This window comes from Streptomyces sp. RKAG293, from assembly GCF_023701745.1.
GTDB lineage: Bacteria > Actinomycetota > Actinomycetes > Streptomycetales > Streptomycetaceae > Actinacidiphila.
The window spans coordinates 536460-552416 of record NZ_JAJOZB010000001.1 but is presented as its reverse complement, the minus strand read 5'-3'; the positions used below and the strand labels follow the sequence as shown (position 1 = coordinate 552416).

At 70.3% G+C, this 15957-nt stretch carries 18 protein-coding genes and 1 pseudogene; 8 read left to right on the top strand and 11 right to left on the bottom strand.

The genetic code is table 11. The features are described from left to right. Positions 1–18: 18 nt before the first annotated feature. Together LNW72_RS02420 and LNW72_RS02415 are read right to left on the bottom strand one after the other, a co-directional pair. Positions 19–843: an ABC transporter permease gene (locus LNW72_RS02420; RefSeq protein ID WP_250973775.1), complete on the bottom strand. Its 825-nt coding sequence runs from the start codon at positions 841–843 to the stop codon at positions 19–21. 170 nt (positions 844–1013) lie between these two features. Beyond that, positions 1014–1931, bottom strand: a complete 918-nt coding sequence (locus LNW72_RS02415; RefSeq protein WP_250973774.1) for a LysR family transcriptional regulator — start codon at positions 1929–1931, stop codon at positions 1014–1016. A gap of 70 nt (positions 1932–2001) precedes the next feature. Between LNW72_RS02415 and LNW72_RS02410 the strand changes: the two genes are divergently transcribed. Then, positions 2002–2916: a cyclase family protein gene (locus tag LNW72_RS02410; RefSeq protein ID WP_250973773.1), complete on the top strand. Its 915-nt coding sequence runs from the start codon at positions 2002–2004 to the stop codon at positions 2914–2916. 4 nt (positions 2917–2920) lie between these two features. Further along, positions 2921–3169, top strand: a complete 249-nt coding sequence (locus LNW72_RS02405) for a hypothetical protein (protein WP_374117115.1) — start codon at positions 2921–2923, stop codon at positions 3167–3169. On the opposite strand, the gene LNW72_RS02400 is transcribed toward LNW72_RS02405, so the two are convergent. Next, positions 3138–4289, bottom strand: a complete 1152-nt coding sequence (locus LNW72_RS02400; RefSeq protein ID WP_308402138.1) for a helix-turn-helix domain-containing protein — start codon at positions 4287–4289, stop codon at positions 3138–3140. The two genes, LNW72_RS02405 and LNW72_RS02400, sit on opposite strands and share 32 nt — an antisense overlap. Before the next feature lie 278 nt (positions 4290–4567). On the opposite strand from LNW72_RS02400, the gene LNW72_RS02395 reads away from it, so the two are divergent. After that, positions 4568–4930: a hypothetical protein gene (locus LNW72_RS02395; RefSeq protein ID WP_250973771.1), complete on the top strand. Its 363-nt coding sequence runs from the start codon at positions 4568–4570 to the stop codon at positions 4928–4930. 310 nt (positions 4931–5240) lie between these two features. Beyond that, positions 5241–5852: a hypothetical protein gene (locus LNW72_RS02390; RefSeq protein WP_250973770.1), complete on the top strand. Its 612-nt coding sequence runs from the start codon at positions 5241–5243 to the stop codon at positions 5850–5852. 34 nt (positions 5853–5886) lie between these two features. Here LNW72_RS02390 and LNW72_RS02385 read toward each other — a convergent pair whose 3' ends face one another. The 4 genes from LNW72_RS02385 to LNW72_RS02370 form a co-directional block, all read right to left on the bottom strand. Further along, positions 5887–6759, bottom strand: a complete 873-nt coding sequence (locus LNW72_RS02385) for an RNA polymerase sigma-70 factor (RefSeq protein WP_250973769.1) — start codon at positions 6757–6759, stop codon at positions 5887–5889. Then, positions 6756–7331 carry a carboxymuconolactone decarboxylase family protein gene (locus tag LNW72_RS02380; protein ID WP_250973768.1) on the bottom strand — a complete coding sequence of 192 codons (576 nt, stop codon included), beginning with the start codon at positions 7329–7331 and terminating at the stop codon, positions 6756–6758. The genes LNW72_RS02385 and LNW72_RS02380 overlap by 4 nt, the downstream gene beginning before the upstream one ends. Before the next feature lie 254 nt (positions 7332–7585). Next, on the bottom strand, positions 7586–9574 hold the full coding sequence (locus LNW72_RS02375) for a translation factor GTPase family protein (protein WP_250973767.1): 1989 nt from the start codon (positions 9572–9574) through the stop codon (positions 7586–7588). A 266-nt stretch (positions 9575–9840) separates the two neighbouring features. Continuing rightward, positions 9841–10434, bottom strand: coding sequence for an XRE family transcriptional regulator (locus LNW72_RS02370; RefSeq protein ID WP_250973766.1), 594 nt, complete (start codon positions 10432–10434; stop codon positions 9841–9843). On the opposite strand from LNW72_RS02370, the gene LNW72_RS02365 reads away from it, so the two are divergent. Then, a complete protein-coding gene (locus LNW72_RS02365) occupies positions 10433–10951 on the top strand; it encodes a GNAT family N-acetyltransferase (RefSeq protein ID WP_250973765.1) in 519 nt (172 codons plus the stop codon). The two genes, LNW72_RS02370 and LNW72_RS02365, sit on opposite strands and share 2 nt — an antisense overlap. Positions 10952–11224: 273 nt before the next feature. Next, complete coding sequence (locus LNW72_RS02360; protein ID WP_250973764.1) at positions 11225–11791, top strand: EF-hand domain-containing protein; 567 nt, start codon at positions 11225–11227, stop codon at positions 11789–11791. Between the two features lie 31 nt (positions 11792–11822). On the opposite strand, the gene LNW72_RS02355 is transcribed toward LNW72_RS02360, so the two are convergent. Further along, positions 11823–12650 carry an alpha/beta fold hydrolase gene (locus LNW72_RS02355; RefSeq protein WP_250973763.1) on the bottom strand — a complete coding sequence of 276 codons (828 nt, stop codon included), beginning with the start codon at positions 12648–12650 and terminating at the stop codon, positions 11823–11825. 54 nt (positions 12651–12704) lie between these two features. Here LNW72_RS02355 and LNW72_RS02350 point away from each other — a divergent pair, with 54 nt between their 5' ends. Next, entirely contained in the window at positions 12705–13340 is a 636-nt protein-coding gene (locus LNW72_RS02350) for a sigma-70 family RNA polymerase sigma factor (RefSeq protein ID WP_250973762.1), read from the top strand. Positions 13341–13460: 120 nt separating this feature from the next. On the opposite strand, the gene LNW72_RS02345 is transcribed toward LNW72_RS02350, so the two are convergent. Together LNW72_RS02345 and LNW72_RS02340 are read right to left on the bottom strand one after the other, a co-directional pair. Continuing rightward, positions 13461–14102: a class I SAM-dependent methyltransferase gene (locus LNW72_RS02345; RefSeq protein WP_250973761.1), complete on the bottom strand. Its 642-nt coding sequence runs from the start codon at positions 14100–14102 to the stop codon at positions 13461–13463. Between the two features lie 110 nt (positions 14103–14212). Further along, positions 14213–14461 (bottom strand): hypothetical protein, encoded by a 249-nt coding sequence (locus LNW72_RS02340; RefSeq protein ID WP_250973760.1) that lies wholly within the window; start codon positions 14459–14461, stop codon positions 14213–14215. 232 nt (positions 14462–14693) lie between these two features. Here LNW72_RS02340 and LNW72_RS02335 point away from each other — a divergent pair, with 232 nt between their 5' ends. Next, the gene (locus LNW72_RS02335; protein WP_250979990.1) at positions 14694–15674 is read left to right on the top strand and encodes a zinc-binding dehydrogenase; all 981 of its coding nucleotides are present in this window, start codon (positions 14694–14696) and stop codon (positions 15672–15674) included. A gap of 77 nt (positions 15675–15751) precedes the next feature. Here LNW72_RS02335 and LNW72_RS02330 read toward each other — a convergent pair. Beyond that, positions 15752–15922 (bottom strand): annotated as a pseudogene (locus LNW72_RS02330) (GNAT family N-acetyltransferase); the annotation flags it as partial. Positions 15923–15957: the final 35 nt, after the last annotated feature.

Here is a 15957-nt window from a genome sequence, read left to right as displayed (position 1 = left end):
GGGCCGGTGGGCGGGAACTCACTGTGCCGCCGTCGCGGCGGCGATGTCGACGTTCGCGGCTCTGCGGGCCGGCCAGAGCGAGGCGAGCAACGCCCCGGCCAGGGCGATGAGCACGCCGAGCGCGAGGCGTCCCCAGGGGAGGACCAACGTGTAGCCCGCGACGGTCTCCTGGAGGGTGCGCCCGAGCGCCCAGCCCAGGAAGACGCCCATGACCGTGCCGAGGGTCGCGCCGAGTCCGCCGATGAGCAGGGCCTCCAGGCGGATCATCCGGGTCACCCCGGCGCGGTCCAGGCCGAGGGCACGCAACGTGCCGATCTCCTTGCGGCGTTCGAGGACCGACATCGCGAGGGTGTTGGCGATGCCCAGTGCGGCGATCACCAGGGCCATGCTGAGCAGGGCGTGGAAGACGTTGAGTTGGTCGCCGATGGGGCCGCTGTCCTCGGCCCGGACGGCTGCTTGGCCGAGGACGGCCAGGGCCGGGTTGTCGCCGAGGGCGTGGGTGATGGTGCCGAGTGCGGCCCGGCCGGGTCCGCCGTCCGTGGCGACGGGGATCGCGGCGGTGTTCGGGGTGGAGTCGTAGCGGGCGACGAGGGAGTCCGGTGCGGTGATGCTGGGCAGCAGGTCGCTCTGCTCGTCCGCGTGGTAGACGGCGCCGATGGTGACGCTGCCGCGCTGGTCGTCCTGACGCTGCAGGGGGAGGGTCTGGCCCACGTGCCAGCCGGCCTGCGCGGCCTTGAAGTCGGCCACCGCGATCTGGCCCTTGACGAGGCAGTCGAGAGAGCCCTCGAGCACGTCGTACCGCAGCAGCCGGCCGATGGTGGCGGGGTCGACGCCGGTCAGCACGGAGGAGGTGCCGTCCAGTGCACATCGAAGGCCGCTGGCCTGACGAGGCGTGAGCCCTGGACCTCAACGACGCGCGTGGCGCCAAGGTCTGTAGCGAACAGGGCATCGTCGCGGACCTCATCCCGGACGTTGTCGCGGAATTCATCGTCCAACCCGCCGGACCTGTGCGGTCACAGCACCCGCACCGGCATCAGTCCGGCCTCATCGGCGGATTCCCGCAACGCCTGGACGACGGCGGACGCGACGGGATCCGGTCCCGAGCGGCGGAACAGCGCGGTGATCCTGCGGTGGCCGACGACCGGCACGGCGGGCACCGCGACCGGTGCCGGCGGTGTCGGGCCGAGCGCCAGCGTCGGCACGACGGCCGCCCCCGCACCGGCTGCCACCATCGCCAGGACGGTGGGGAACTCCCTGCACAGGTGGTCGCGGCGCGCGGTGAAGCCGTTGTCGGCGCAGATCCGCAGGAGCGCCCGGCCGCAGGCGGTGTCGTCGGGGCTGGCGACCCAGGGGCGGCCGGCCAGGTCCCGGATCGAGGCCGGCCGCGGCCAGCTCGCGGGCGTGACCACGCGGTACTCGTCGTCGGCCACGGGGGAGGAGGCCAGGTCGCGCCCGTCGGAGGCTTCGGCACTCTCGCCGTCGTGTTCGGTGATGACCATGTCGCAACCGCCGGTGCGCAGTTCGCGGAGGGCCGCGGGGCCCTCCAGCTCGACCACCCGCGGTTCCAGCTCGGGATACGCCTCCACGATCGCGCTCAGTGCCGGCGCCACCAGGTGGCAGATCGCCGTGGAGAACGCGGCGATCGTGACCGGTCCGGCCACCCGGCCGCTGAGTTCCGTCAGTTCACGTCGCGCCTCGGTCAGCTCCTGCTCGATGCGTTCCGCGCGGGCGGCGAGCAGGTGTCCGGCGGGAGTGAGTCCGATTCTGCGCCGGGAGCGGTCCACCAGCGGCAGGCCCACCTCCCGCTCCAGCTGCGCGAGCTGTTGGGACACGGCGGACGGTGAGAGGTGCAGTAGCTGGGCCGCGTCCATGACACCCCCGCGCAGAGCGACCGCACGCAGGACGCGAAGCCGCCGGGGGTCGAGTTCCATAAGCAGAACTGTAGTGGCACTTCAGAAAATCGTGATTGAAATACAGCAGGGCTTCACTGATCATCGGAGCATGGAAACCAGTGAGGAATGGCGCGTCCAGTTCGACGCCGATGTCGTCTTCGCCAACGGCGGAGCCCTGCAGACCCAGGGGTTCCGGCTGGACGTGCCGGGTCCTGACATCAGTGACCAGGAGGTCGGGGAGCTGCTCGTACGCCACCTCGGTCTGCTGATGGTCGGCGAGGTACGCATCAGCGAGCGGCAGCTGCTGCGCGAGCCCCACAAGGGATCGCGCGGCACCGCGGGGACCGCTCGTGCCGGGGGACGGACTGTGGACCTGAGCCATCCGATCCGCCAGGGCATGGTGACCCTTCCGGGAGTGCCCGGACCCGAGATCGGCGAGCACCTCTCCCGCGAGGCCTCTCGCGGCACCTATGCGCCGGGTACCGAGTTCTCCATCGGACACATCGCGATGGTGGCCAACACGGGTACGTACCTCGACGCCCCCTTCCACCGCTTCGCCGACGGGGACGACCTCGCCGCGCTGGCGCTGGAGCGGCTGACCGACCTGGACGGCGTGGTGGTCCGGGTGACGGGCACCGGGGGGCCCGGAGTCGACCGGTCGCTCCTGCTGCCGCACGACGTGACCGGCAAGGCCGTGCTGATCCACACCGGCTGGGACCGGCATTGGGGCACCGAGCAGTACGGCGACGGTCACCCCTTCCTGACCGCCGAGGCGGCGGCCTGGCTCGCCGAGCAGAGGCCGGCCCTGGTGGGGATCGACTCACTCAACATCGACAGCACGACTGATGGGACGCGCCCCGCCCACACCCTGCTGCTCGCCGCGGGCATCCCCGTGGTCGAGCACCTGCGGGGGCTGGAGCAGCTGCCGCCCCACGGGTTCCGCTTCACCGCCGCACCGCCGGCGGTCGAGGGCCTGGGCACCTTCCCCGTACGGGCCTACGCGCTCATGGACCAGGACCGGTAGTTCGGTGGAGATGTTCCTGGCGGCCGTCGGCTGGGCGGGAGCGGCCTTCCTGTTGGCGGCCTACGCCCTGGTCTCGGCCGAACGGATCCGTGCCGGCGGCGTCGCCTTCCAGGTGCTCAACCTGTTCGGCGCCGCCGCCCTGACCGCCAACTCCGCGTATCACCGGGCGTGGCCCTCAGCGGTGCTCAACATGGTCTGGATCATCATCGGCACGGCCGCGATCACGACCCACGCCCGCACCCCATTGCGGTAGGAGAACGCCCGGTTGGCGCGCTTCCCTCCTTCACCGGCTGCTCGTAGTGGACGACCGCATCATCACGGCGAAGCACGCGGGAACGCGGTTTCCGCGCACGATCACACTGCGCCGGCCCCTGCCGCCGCACCACGGCGTCCGGGGATCCCTCAGGCGTCCGCACGGCGCTGGTGACCTGGCCCTCCAAGCGGTCGACGGCCGGTGGGCCGGAGCCGCCGAGGGTGCGGATGGCCATGAAACGTGACGGCGCATGCCCGGTCATCGCTTTGAACTCGCGGTTGAAGTGCGCCTGGTCGTAGAAGCGGCATCCCATCGCGACATCGGCGGAGCTCTTCCCCTCGGCCATCATCGTCAGGGCCTGCCGCAGACGCAGCACCCGGCCCGCGCCTTTGGGGGAGAGCCCGATCTGCTCCAGGAAACGGCGTTCCAGATGGCGCTCGCTCCATCCGGTCGAGGTCGCCAACTCCCGGACGGGCACCGTGCCCCCACTGGCCCGTAACTGATCCCAGGCATGGATCGTGCGCGGGCAGGGCGTCGCACCCGTCTCGGTCCAGAGGCGCAGTGCCGTGTCCAGCAGCGCGAAGCGCTCCGGCCATCCCGGCGCCTCGGCCAGAGCATCCGACAGGATCTGGCACCGTGCGCCGATCACCGGGTCGGCCGGCGCCATGGCGTCGGCCAGCTCGCGCATGGGCGTGTCGAACAGGCGGAACGCGGCCCAGGGCTGGAGCGCGACCTCCATGCCGTGCAGCCGGCCGGAGTGTTCACCGATCGAGGGACGGGTGAGCATGCCGGCCACCACCGGTGCCGACGAGGACGCCAGGACGCGCCCGCTGGAGGCACAGGTCACCCGCAGCGGCCGGCCGAAGTTGAAGACGACGGTGACGGACCCGGAGGGAAGCTCCAGCCGGCGTCTGGATCCGCCGAGATCCATGCGGAAGCCGCGGTATTGCAGAACCCCTGGTCGCAGTGCGGGATGCGGTAGCTGCCGAGCCACCTCCCACGTTCCGGCCGGACATTTTCGATGCCACACCCTGATTCCCCCATTCGTCGTCGACGGATCCCGTCGACCCCTCCCGGCGGTCAAGGGTCCCGCGTCGGGGGCCTGATGAACAGACCGCATCGGCCGGGAGTATTCGGTTATCCGACAACTCCTCATCTGCATACCCCTATCCGACCCCAGCGAATAAGTAAAGAGAATCGACGCCAGGTCGGATTTTTACAAGAAGCGCGCCGCCGACTGCGAGAGATTGATCGGGCACCGCCGAGCAGAGAGACGAAGCAACGCCCTCGATTCTTCTCCTGGGAATTGCGAATTGTTGTCGCACGGACTGTTGGTCGCAGTCCATCGGCAATGGATCTCACGCTGGGAAACCGTCGTATTCAAAGAGAGGCACCATCATGAGCAACGTCAAGTCCTGGACTGTCCGCACCCTGGTCGGCGGCGCCTTCGCCGGCGCTCTGGCGCTGGCCACCGTCGCCCCGGCGAGCGCGACGGTCTACGAGTACTCGGGACACTCGGGCTCCCACACCTACGGCTCGACGAGCGTGGTGTGGACGTCCAGCAACAGCAACAAGAAGATCAACATGGTGGTCAACGGCAGCGGGTCCGGGATGGTGCGTGCCCAGTGCACGCGGGCCAACGGCGGAACCAAGTGGTACCAGTCCACGATCGAGGCCTCCCACGGCGGCAACTCGCACTACGACTGCGGCAACAACAGCACCTACGACCACGCGCTCGCCGGCTACGGCATCGACCTGTAGCAGCCGCTTTCCCGGGGTCCGCACCCAGGACTCCAGGTCAGCACGACAACCGATCACGGCGTGAGGGAGAACAGAAATGCAGCGCAGAGTCCTGGTCCTCCCGGTCGCCCTGGCGGTTGCCGCGGCCGTCGGGGTTGTGTCCTCGTGTACGAGTTCCGCAGGACACAACCCCGCCTCCGCACTCACCGCAGCTCAACACGCACGTGCGGACCGCCTCGTCCTCATACTGGCCGGCCTCCTCCCGAATGCGGAAGACAATGCATTCGATCTGGAAAAGGCCGCGGACTCAGAACGCAGAGTGGCCTCATGCATGACCGGGGCCGGCTTCTCCTACACGGCGAAGAACCCGCACAGCCTCGTCGACACGGACGACAACACCGATTTCGCCAGCGCGTCGTACGCAAGGACGCACGGGTTCGGCATATCGGCATGGCCGGCCTTCACACCGGACAGGACCAACGCACAATACGCGAGCAGTCTGTCGACTGCCGATCAGAAGAAATTCGGCGACACCCTCTCGTCCTGCTCCGAGCACGCGGAGGAGCAGTCCCGGCAGGAGTTCGGCGTGGAGTTCGCCAACAGCCGCTTCGACAGGATCGACGGCTCGGTTCGATCCAGCGCCGCATACAAACAAGCCGCCGGCGAATGGCGCACGTGTGCCGGTCGTGCCGGGTACGTGAGCCAGGACAGAACCTCCCTGATCGCCGCTCTGCACTCCCGGTACGACACGCTCATCACCCGCATCACGGGCGCCGCCGAACTCACCCCGGCACAGACGGAACAACGCGCGCAGTCGGACCCGCTCTACCGGGGTTTCCAGCAGGAGGAGATCCGCGCCGCCGTGGCGACGTTCCCCTGCTCGCAGAAACTGGACGCGACCTACCGCGACGCCTTCCGGACGGCAATGAAGAACATCCCGTAGCCCGGCCGCTCACGACGACCGAGCGGCAGCCGGCTCACCTGGAGAGTTCGGCCGGTTCCTCCAGCCGTGTCAACTTCCGTGGGTTTCTCACCAGGTAGACCCGTGTGACCCGCCCGTTCTCCACCACGACACTCAATGCCGTGGCCAACTCGCCGTCGATCTCGATCCGGCCCGCAGGCGCGCCGTTGAGCCATACGGCGGTCGTCTCGAGCGAGGCCACGGCCACCCGGTTCACGCGCGCGAGGACCTGCGCCACCAGGTCGACCCCATGGATCGGAGCCAGAGCGGCGGCCGCGAACCCGCCACCATCGGCGATCAGGACCACGTCCGGGGCCATGACCTCCACCAGTTCCTGCAACTGCCCGGTCCGCAACGCTTCCAGGAACCGCTTCACCACGGCCTGCTGCTCCGACCGGCTCACCTGCACCCGCGGCCGCCGGGCCGCCACATGTTCGCGGGCCCGCCGCGCGATCTGCCGCACGGTGGCCGCGGACTTCCCGACGGCTTCGGCGATCTCGCCGTACGGGATGTCGAAGACCTCGCGGAGCACGAACACCGCCCGCTCCGTCGGTCCGAGCGTTTCCAGCACGGTCAGCATCGCGATCGAGACACTCTCCGCGAGTTCGACGTCCTCGGCGACATCGGGGGAGGTCAGTAGCGGTTCAGGTAGCCACTCGCCGACGTACTCCTCGCGGCTGCGCGACAACGCTCGCAGGCGGTTGAGCGCTTGCCGTGTGACGACCCGGACGAGGTAGGCTCGCGGGTCGCGCACCTGCGACCGGTCGACGTCGGCCCACCGCAGCCAGGACTCCTGCACGACGTCCTCCGCGTCGGCCGCCGACCCGAGCATTTCGTAGGCGACCGTGAACAGGAGGCTGCGATGGGCCACGAACGGGTTCCCGGTCATGCCGGCGACGCCAGGTCGGACTGAGGACGCGCGGCCAGAGGAATCTCGCAGGCGTCGGAGAAGCCCTGCGACGCGACCCCGTTCGCATTGTTGTTCCGGGTCGCCATGTTGGAGAAGGCGATGAACGCGGTGAGCTCGACCATCGCCGCCGGGCCGAGCCGTTCGAGCAGACTCGCGTACAGCTCGTCGGTGACGGTCAGCGGCGTGTCCGTCATGGCCTCGGCGTACTCCAGCACATCCCGCTCCAGCGGCGTGAACACCTCCGACTCCCGCCAGCGGGGCACTTGGCTCGCCTTGGTCAGGTCCAGGTTCTCGTTCTGCGCCTGGAAGTAGCCGATGTCGAGGCACCAACTGCAGCCGACCTTCGCCGCTACGGCCATGTGCGCGAACGACTTGAGGCTCGCGTCGGCCGCGTCCCACGTGCCCACCTTGGCCCCGAACTCGATGTTGGACGTCGCGACCTCGGGGCTGTGCCACACCACTTCGACGGGCTCGGGCACAGCACCGAGCTGCTTGATCATGCTTTCGCTGAGCTCGGTGGGGAGCTCCGCTTTGGGAACGCGTAGCGCCATGGTTTCCTCCTTGGATGTCCGCCTGTTCGACATGAAGACACCGCCGGGTTCGCGAATGTGACATCCCGCATCGCGATCGCGCAGGGATCTCCAGCGCTCGGTCGACGGGGCCGTCTCGAGAGCCGGCATCGTCAGCCACCGGAGATCCGGCCGGCCGCTGGGAGGTCAGGTCTCCCGGGTCCAGCGCTGCGAAGCGCTCCCGGCGCAGGTCTTCGTCACCAGGCCGCTGGAAAGCGCACCGCATGGTGGACCGTTCACCGCGCCAGGGAAGGGTCCGCGAGGAACCGCAGGTACTCCTCAGGATCGAGCGGATTGCCGTCGGTCCGGGGGCGGCGAGGAGGAACACCGCGTACGGGGCGGTCCGTGCCGGGGCGGGACCACAAGGAGCCCTCTCCACGGGTGAGGCCGGGAAGGGCGTCGCCGAGCTCCTGCATCCTCGCGGTGGGCAGTTCGGCGCCGAGGGTCCACCGGTCGCCGCTCTCCTCCGTGGCACCGATGGTCCCGCCGAGTTCGGCGATCCTGGCGGCGACCGGCCCCAGGGTGTCCTCGGGGATCTCGGCCTCCACCTCCCTGCACGGCTCGTGGACCCGCGTTCCCGCGCTGCTCAGCGCGCGCATCAGCACCAGCGGCGTGAGCTTGCGGAAGTCGGCCGCGGTACTCATCGGGGAGGCCCAGCCCGTGCGGATCACGGTGACGGTGCAGTCGGTGACCTCCCAGCCGAGGAGCCCCTGCCGCAGGCCGAGGCGCACCGTCTCCTCGATGGCGCGGTGGAACGCGCGGGGCAGCGCGCCCCATTCGGTCTCCCGCGCGTACCGGACGCCGGAACCGTAGGGGGCGGGCTCGACGCGCAGACCGACCGTGGCGAAGAACTCACTCGGTCCGGAGCCGAGTTCCTGCACGGCGACGCCGGTGCCGACTGGCCGCTCCCGGTAGACGGGCGTGACCGCGGCGAACTCCGCCGCGATCCCGAACTCCCGCTGGAGGCGGTCCGCGAGGACCTCACGTTGGACCGCCCCGTGCAACAGGAGCGAGAGCGTCCCGTCGGAGGCGGTTCGCGTCCTGATGAACGGGTCTTCGTCGGCAAGGGCGCTCAGCGCGGCGTGCAGGGCGCCCTGCTGGCCGGGGCGGCTCGCGCGCACGACGGCCTCCAGCCCGGGCGGGGCGAGCCGGGCCGCCGGCCGGCCAGCGCGGGCCGCACCGACGCGGTCGCCGACCCGGACGCCCGGAAGGCCGCGCAGGACAGCGATCCCACCGGGGGTGAGCACCCCCCGGCTCGGCGCGCCGTGGCCGCTCTGCGCGGTCACGACGTCGAGCCGGGAGATCCGCCCGGCGACCGTCGTCGTTCCCTCCGCCTCGTCCCGGTGCAGGGCGAGACGCTGCCGTTCGCGCAGCAGGCCGGAGAAGAGCCGGATGTACGCCCTCTTCTCCCCGCCTTCCGCGCGGTCGACGGCGAACACCGTGCCCCGCGCGGGGGCGAGTTCGTCCGCGGGCGGTGCGGGCAGCAGGGTCGCGATGCCCTCGGCGAGTTCGGCGATGCCCGCTCCGCTGAGGGCCGAGCCGAAGAAGACGGGCTGCACCAGCGCGGCGGCCGTCTGCCGGCGCAACTGCTCGCGGATCTCGTCCTCGGCGGGTGGCGGGCCGTCGACGAGCCGGGCCAGCAGGTCGGTGTCGTGCTCGGCGAGTACGTCGGCCGCCCCGGGCTCTCCCCGCTCGCCGGTGAGCGGAACCGGGAGCGTGCGGGCGGCCGGGGTGCCGGCGCCGACCGTCGACACGAGCGGAATGAGACGGGGCGCCAGCGCGCGGCGCAGTTCCGCCAGCAGCGCGGCATCACGGGCGCCCCTGCGGTCGATCTTGTTCACGAAGATCAGGGTGGGCAGGCGCAGCCGGCGAAGTGACTTCATCAGGACCCGGGTCTGGGCCTGGATCCCCTCGACCGCTGACACGACGAGGACGGCCGCGTCGAGGACGGAGAGGGCGCGTTCGACCTCCGCGATGAAGTCGGGGTGGCCGGGGGTGTCGACGAGGTTGACGTGGCGCCCCGCCATGATGAGCGGTGCCACGGCTGTGCGGATGGTGATCCCGCGCTCACGTTCGAGCTCGCCCGCGTCGGTGGTGGTACTGCCCTTGTCGACGCTGCCGAGGGCGGCGAGGGCTCCGTGTTCGAACAGCAGCCGCTCGGTGAGGCTGGTCTTACCGGCGTCGACGTGGGCGAGGATGCCCAGGTTCAGGGGTGTGGTGGTCAAGGTGGTCCTCGGGAGACAGAGAGAGGGCGTGGGGCGACGCGACTGCTCCGTGATGACGGCGCATGTCTCTCTCCTTGCTGCGAGGACGTTCGTACGGGGCACGGTGGACGTGCCGGCCGCACACTACTGCACTCCGCCCGTACGGCGCCGCTCCTTTTCCGCGCGGCGGCCGGCGGCCGGGGCCGGCGTGGTCGACGGCCACCGGGCCGGCGCCGGTCCTCCAGGACCACCGCCACACCGGCGGGCCGCGCGTTCCCGGGGGAGGGTCACGGCGTGTCGCCCCGGGTGAGGACGATGGCGTAACGGCATTCGGCCGGGCTGTTGTTGGCGACGACGCACGGGGCGGGCTCGCCCAGTTCGATCGTGTCGCCCGCGGCGAGTTCGTGCACCGTGTCGCCCTCGTGGAACGTCAGCCGGCCCTCCAGCACCCAGACGACCTGCCGGATGAAGACGAAGGCCGCGGCCGGATACGGCACGCGGGCACCGGTGGGCAGCCGGACGTCGGCGATCTCCGCAGGGAAGTGCGGACCGGTGATCTGGCGTCGGCGGTACCCGGTGGCGGGATCGCGCCATTCCACGGCGTCCGCCGAGCGGCGCACGCCCGTGGTCGCCTCCCCGCTCCCGTCGGTCGCGCCTTCGGCGAGCGCCAGCAGGGAGGAGACACTGAGCTGGAAGGCGGCGGAGAGTTTGCCGAGGACGGCGGCGGTGGGGCTGCTCTCGCCGCGCTCGATCCGGTTGATCATGGCGCGGGACACACCGGATGCGTCGGCGAGTTGCGCCAGCGTCCACTGCCGCCGGGTCCGTTCGGTGTGGATGCGAGCTGCGATCTGCCTCACCAGGGGGTCTACTATATTAGACATGAATCCACTATACGAGAACTCGGGGGCGGTGACGGTCCGTCCGGCACAGCTCAAGGACGCGGAGGCCGTTCTCGCCATTCGCAACCATGCGATCGAGCACTCGACGGCCCTGTGGACCACGACGCTGCAGTCCCCGGCCGAGGGGGCCGCCTGGCTCGCCGTTCACCTGGACCGGGGCACGGCGTTCGTGGCCGAGAAGGCGGGCGAGGTCGCGGGCTTCGCGGTCTACGGCCCGTGGCGGCCGAAGGACGGATATCGCCACACGGTGGGGAACTCCGTCTATGTGCGCGAGGGCGCCCACGGGCTCGGCATCGGCTCCGCCCTGATGACCGCTCTCGTCGCCTCGGCGCGGCAAGCCGGCCATCACGTGATGATCGCCGACATCGAGGCGCGCAACACCGCATCGATTCGGCTGCACGAGCGCTTCGGCTTCCGCCACGTGGGCACCGTGCCGGAGGTCGGCACCAAGTTCGGCAGGTGGCTCGACCTGACGATCATGCGCCTTCCCCTGGCCTGAGCGGCATCGCCTCCGACCTGTCGCTGTCCTCTGATGCCTCGCGCGGCTCAGCCCTGTCGAGGAGCGCATGGCTGAGGGCTGGGAGGAGCTCGTCCTGCGCAGCTGCCGTCCCTGACCGGCGGGCCGGCCGTACGTCCCGCCGACGTCAGCTCCGTTGCGGCCGTCTCCGTTGCAGCCGTCGTTTCCTCCGGCAAGATCGTTCGTTGAACCCGGTATGACGGATCGCCCTGTGCGATGGCGTTCTTGTGGTTCGGCGTGAGGGAGGGGCTGTTCATGGCCAGCGTGTTCCAGCGGAACAAGATCAAGGGAATGTTCGCGGCATTCGATGCGGACGGTGACGGCTATCTGCGGAGGGACGACTTCGAGGCCCTCGCGGTCCGTTGGGGCCGACTGCCGGGAGTGGGGCCGGGGACGGAGCTGCGCGCCCGGGTGGAGGCGGTCGTCATGGGCTGGTGGGAGGGGCTGCTGGCGGTCGGCGACGCCAACAACGACGGCAGTGTCGACTTCGACGAGCTCGTCGTGCTCGTGGACCGGCTGCCGTCCATGCGCGAGTCCGTCACGGCGACCGCCGACGCGATCTTCGACGCCGTCGACGAGAACGGGGACGGCCGGATCTCCCGCAGCGAACACCGCCGCCTCATCGAAACCTGGCACGGGCAGAGCATCGACACCGACGAGGTCTTCGACCTTCTCGACCTGGACGGTGACGGCCACCTGAGCCGCCCGGAGTTCGCCGTGCTGTGGGCCCAGTTCTGGATCAGTGACGACCCGACCGAGCCGGGCAACCTGGTCTGCGGGCGGATCCCGCACCAGGGGCACGCGAGCACCGTCGAGGCGTGATCCGGCAGTACTCCCGGCCTCCTTCCGCTCTTCAGCCCAGGAACGCCACAGTGGTTGCCACGAACCGGTCGGCGTCGTCGAGCCAGGGATAGTGGCCCGCCCCCGGCTGCACCACGAGCGTGGCATCGGGGAACAGCGCCGCGAATTCGGCCACCGGCCGAGGGGGACTGTTCAGGTCGAACTCTCCACCGAGCAACAGGACGGGGGCCTCGCAGGCGGCGAGCGCCGCACGCGTGGCCTCCGGGCTGAAGGCGCCCTCGGCCGCGAAGCCCGCGACAGCGTCCTGGTTGCCCGGCCGGGCGGCGGCATAGTGCTGCTGCGCCGCGGCATCCCACCGGCCGCAGAAGAATGGAGCGATGGTCTCCCAGTCGCTGCCGGTACCTTCGGTGATCGCCTCCAACGCGGCGAAGGCCACCGGGAACCACGGTTCGTTCTTCCGCAGCTGCGCGAGCTCGCGGCGCGTCTCCCCGCTGATCTCCACCCCGACAGCTCGGGTACCAGGGCCGATCAGGGCGAGTCTGCCGACGTTCTCCGGGTACCGGGCCACGTATTGCGTCGCGATGTTCGCGCCGGCGGAGTGACCGAGCAGATCCGTCCTGGCGAGACCGAGGTGCTCGCGCAGCGCCTCGACGTCGTCGACGAGACGGTCACAGCGGTAGGAGGAGGGGTCCTGCGGAACGGCCGACCCGCCGGTGCCGCGCAGGTCCAGGACGATCAGCTTGCGGTGCCCGGACAGGCCGCCGAGATCGCCGAGGTAGCGGGAGTCGGTGGGACCGCCCGGGATGCAGACGACCGGGTCGCCGTCTCCGTGTACGCGGTAGGAGAGCTGGGTTCCGTCAGGTGCGGAGAAAGTAGGCATGCCGTGGATCCTGACACTCATAACCGGGTTGTACAACCCGGTTATGATGGTGGGATGCGCAGGGTATATAACCGCTTCATGGCGGGCGAAGAGAACACGCACCAGATCCTCGGGGGACTGACCGAGGGGCTGACCGAGGCGCAGGCCGAGCGGATGCTCGCCGACATGAACGAGGTCATCCGCGCGGGCGAGGAGATGCGGAAGCTCCGCGCCGAGATGATCAAGATCTTTGTGGACCTCGGCTGGACCCAGGACAGGATTGCCCAGCTCGCCGACATGAGTCAGCCCGCCGTGTCCAAGCAGGTGGCGAAGTACCGGTTGGGCCAACCGCTGCCCCCGACGACGTTGTCCCTCGACCAGCGCGACGTGCCGTGGCTCGAAGGACGTCTGTGGGGCCTCGCCGAGGAGATCGCCGAGACCGTCGACTCCGCTCGCTGCGCGCGCTACGTCAACGCCGTCGCCAGGGGGAAGAAGCGCTTCACGCCCCGGAACGTCGACGAGCTGCGCCGTCTCGTCGAGGAGGACCTGCGGCTGCACCGGGCGGAGCTGGCCGGCAGTCACCGGAACGCGTACGACGAGATCAGCCGCGGCCTCGACGTCCCCGCGAAGGTCACCGCCGCCGGATCGGCCTCCGTGCGTCGCGCCCTCGCCTGCCAGGTCCAGCGCGACCGGCTCAGGAACGACGCCTGAGTGCCTGCGGCCGGCAGCGGCACCCCCACTGCCGACCACCACTGCCGGACCCGCCTGGCGGCGAACACCGACCCCGGCTGGAACCGGGCACGTTGACGTCCGGGGGCGGCGACGGCCGTGTCAGGTCCGGCGGGCCAGAAGGTAGGCCCGGCGCGTGTCGACTTCGGTGGCGTAGGAGGCGCGTTCCATCCGCATCGTCACGTCGAATCCGGCCTCCTCCAGCAGCCCGGCGATGTGGGAGGGGGCGAGGAAGCGGAAGTCGACGTCCACGTCATGCCCCCACCATTCGTCCAGGTGCCGGACCTCCTCCCCGATGTGGAACGAGAGCAGGAGCAGCCCGGAAGGGCGCAGCACCCGCCGTATCTCCTCGAAGGCGCGGAGCAGTTCTCGGGGGTCGAGGTGGATGATCACGTAGAAGGCGATGGCCGAGGCGAATTCGCCGTCTTCGGCCGGCAGTGCCAGCAGGTCGCCCTGTCGGAACTCCACCTTCGGATAGCGGCGTCGGGCGGTGGCGACCATCCCCGCTGACAGATCGATGCCGACCGTACCGGCACCTTGTTCGGCGAGCCAGGCCGCCACGTGTCCGGGGCCGCAGCCGAGGTCGGCGATCGTGGCGTCCGGTCCCGTCTCCTCCAGGAGGCTGGTGAGCAGCGCCCGGTCGAGCGGCTTCCCGGCGAGCTCGTCGTGCAGCCGCGCCGCGTACTCCTCGGCCACGGTGTCGTAACTTCGCCGGACGGAGTCGCGGCTTCCCTCGTCTTCCATGACAGCCGTCTTACCACGGGTCTGCCGCCGTCGACGGGCTGTTGCAGCGTTCCCTCGGCTGCCGACGGGAGGGGGCGGCTCTGGCCGCTGTTGCCGCGGGGAGGGCTGCCTCAGTGTGCGGCGGACTCTTCGAGCATCCAGCGGCGGACGGCCAGGACCCGTGGCAGGGCGATGACCCGTTGCGGCGAGCCGTCCTCGCGCTCGACGACGAACACCCCGTCGGCTATCAGCTTGTCGAGGGTATAAGTCGATATCCCCAGCAGCGACGCGGCCACCCGCAGCGGCACCGTCAGGCCCGCGAAGGCGTCTGCTTCGCTGCCGTGCTCCAGCGCCCGCAACGGCCGATTCCGTGGCCCCATTTGCGAACCCCCCTCTGACCAGCCCCGTTTGATTCTTCCTTCTTACCTCAAAGCACCGACATCGCGGCAGTACGCCCCTCGGGCCGGCTCGCAGGGGGTGACACCGGGCGGGCGGATGTCCCTTCCGGCGCGTCGGTCGGGAATGAAGCCGCAGCGGCCGCATGTTGATGACCGCTGATCGACTCTCCACGCCAGGGAAGAAGGCAGCCTCATGACATCCTCACCGGACACTATGCGCGCCGTTCGACTCTCCGCCCCCGGTCCCGTCGACAACCTGCGGCTGACCACGCTCCCTCTCCCACCTGAGAGGGAGGGCTGGGTGCGCATCCGAGTCGAGGCGTTCGGCCTCAACCGCTCGGAGTTGAAGCTGCGGCTGGGTGTGAGCGAGGGTGTCAGTTTCCCCCGGGTGCCGGGCATCGAGGCCGCCGGCACCATCGACGCGGCCCCGGCCGGCAGCGGGCTGGCTCCTGGGCAGAAGGTCGTCGCCATGATGGGGGACATGGGGCGCACCTTCGACGGCGGCTATGCCGAATACACCTCGGTGCCGCTGTCGCAGGTCATCCCCGTCGACACCGACCTGCCATGGGAGGTGCTGGGCGCCCTGCCGGAGATGGTGCAGACAGCGAACGGATCACTCACCATCGGCCTGGACCTGAAGCCCGGTCAGTCCGTGTTGATCCGCGGCGGCACCTCCTCGGTGGGCCTGGCCGCCGCCGCTCTGGCCAAATGGCGCGGCGCCACCGTGCTGTCCACCACCCGGCGGGCCGACCGCCTCACTTCGCTGAAGGAGCACGGTGTCGACCACCCGCTGCTCGACACCGGCGAGGTCGCGCCCGCCGTTCGCGAGCTGTACCCGGACGGCGTCGACGCCGCCCTTGACCTTGTCGGCACGCCGACCCTGCCCGACACTTTGCGCGCGGTGCGCGTGCACGGCACGGCCTGCTTCGGCGGCAGCCTGTCCAACCAGTGGACGGTGCGGGACTTCTCCCCGAACGAGTACCTGCCCAGAGGTGTGCGCCTGGCCGGCTACTTCGGCGACGCCGCCGACCTGCCCCGGGAGACCTTCCAGGAGATCCTCGACGCCGTCGCGGCCGGCCGGCTCGCCTTCCCCGTGGACCGCGTCTACGACGGCCTGGAGCAGGTGCCGCAGGCCCATGACGACATGGAGCACGACCGCGCCACCGGAAAACTCGTCGTCCGGGTCCGGCATTAGGGCCTGTTCGACGCGTTGACCAAGGGCGCGCAACCATCTCGGAGCCGATGCCGAGCGCTCCGTCGGTGCCGTCGGCCGACCCGGCGGGCCAGTACCTGTCCGGGCCACTCCTTGACCAGGAACCGGTCGGTGGGTTCGAAGTTGTTGCGCTCGTAGAACGCGACCAGTTCGCCCCCGCCGCCCGCCCAGCAGCCGACGCGCAGCAGCTCCGCACCGGCCCGCCGGGTTTCGTCGGCGGCATGGGCCAGGGGAGTGGGCTACACCCCTTCGCCGTCGGCCCGCC

What these genes read in the sequence shown, in the direction of transcription:
- LNW72_RS02415 (WP_250973774.1), bottom strand. Translation starts at nt 1,931, where the DNA reads ATGGAACTCGACCCCCGGCGGCTTCGCGTCCTGCGTGCGGTCGCTCTG.
- LNW72_RS02410 (WP_250973773.1), top strand. Translation starts at nt 2,002, where the DNA reads ATGGAAACCAGTGAGGAATGGCGCGTCCAGTTCGACGCCGATGTCGTC.
- LNW72_RS02400 (WP_308402138.1), bottom strand. Translation starts at nt 4,289, where the DNA reads ATGCGGTCTGTTCATCAGGCCCCCGACGCGGGACCCTTGACCGCCGGG.
- LNW72_RS02395 (WP_250973771.1), top strand. Translation starts at nt 4,568, where the DNA reads ATGAGCAACGTCAAGTCCTGGACTGTCCGCACCCTGGTCGGCGGCGCC.
- LNW72_RS02390 (WP_250973770.1), top strand. Translation starts at nt 5,241, where the DNA reads ATGACCGGGGCCGGCTTCTCCTACACGGCGAAGAACCCGCACAGCCTC.
- LNW72_RS02385 (WP_250973769.1), bottom strand. Translation starts at nt 6,759, where the DNA reads ATGACCGGGAACCCGTTCGTGGCCCATCGCAGCCTCCTGTTCACGGTC.
- LNW72_RS02380 (WP_250973768.1), bottom strand. Translation starts at nt 7,331, where the DNA reads ATGGCGCTACGCGTTCCCAAAGCGGAGCTCCCCACCGAGCTCAGCGAA.
- LNW72_RS02365 (WP_250973765.1), top strand. Translation starts at nt 10,433, where the DNA reads ATGAATCCACTATACGAGAACTCGGGGGCGGTGACGGTCCGTCCGGCA.
- LNW72_RS02370 (WP_250973766.1), bottom strand. Translation starts at nt 10,434, where the DNA reads ATGTCTAATATAGTAGACCCCCTGGTGAGGCAGATCGCAGCTCGCATC.
- LNW72_RS02360 (WP_250973764.1), top strand. Translation starts at nt 11,225, where the DNA reads ATGGCCAGCGTGTTCCAGCGGAACAAGATCAAGGGAATGTTCGCGGCA.
- LNW72_RS02355 (WP_250973763.1), bottom strand. Translation starts at nt 12,650, where the DNA reads ATGCCTACTTTCTCCGCACCTGACGGAACCCAGCTCTCCTACCGCGTA.
- LNW72_RS02350 (WP_250973762.1), top strand. Translation starts at nt 12,705, where the DNA reads ATGCGCAGGGTATATAACCGCTTCATGGCGGGCGAAGAGAACACGCAC.
- LNW72_RS02345 (WP_250973761.1), bottom strand. Translation starts at nt 14,102, where the DNA reads ATGGAAGACGAGGGAAGCCGCGACTCCGTCCGGCGAAGTTACGACACC.
- LNW72_RS02340 (WP_250973760.1), bottom strand. Translation starts at nt 14,461, where the DNA reads ATGGGGCCACGGAATCGGCCGTTGCGGGCGCTGGAGCACGGCAGCGAA.
- LNW72_RS02335 (WP_250979990.1), top strand. Translation starts at nt 14,694, where the DNA reads ATGCGCGCCGTTCGACTCTCCGCCCCCGGTCCCGTCGACAACCTGCGG.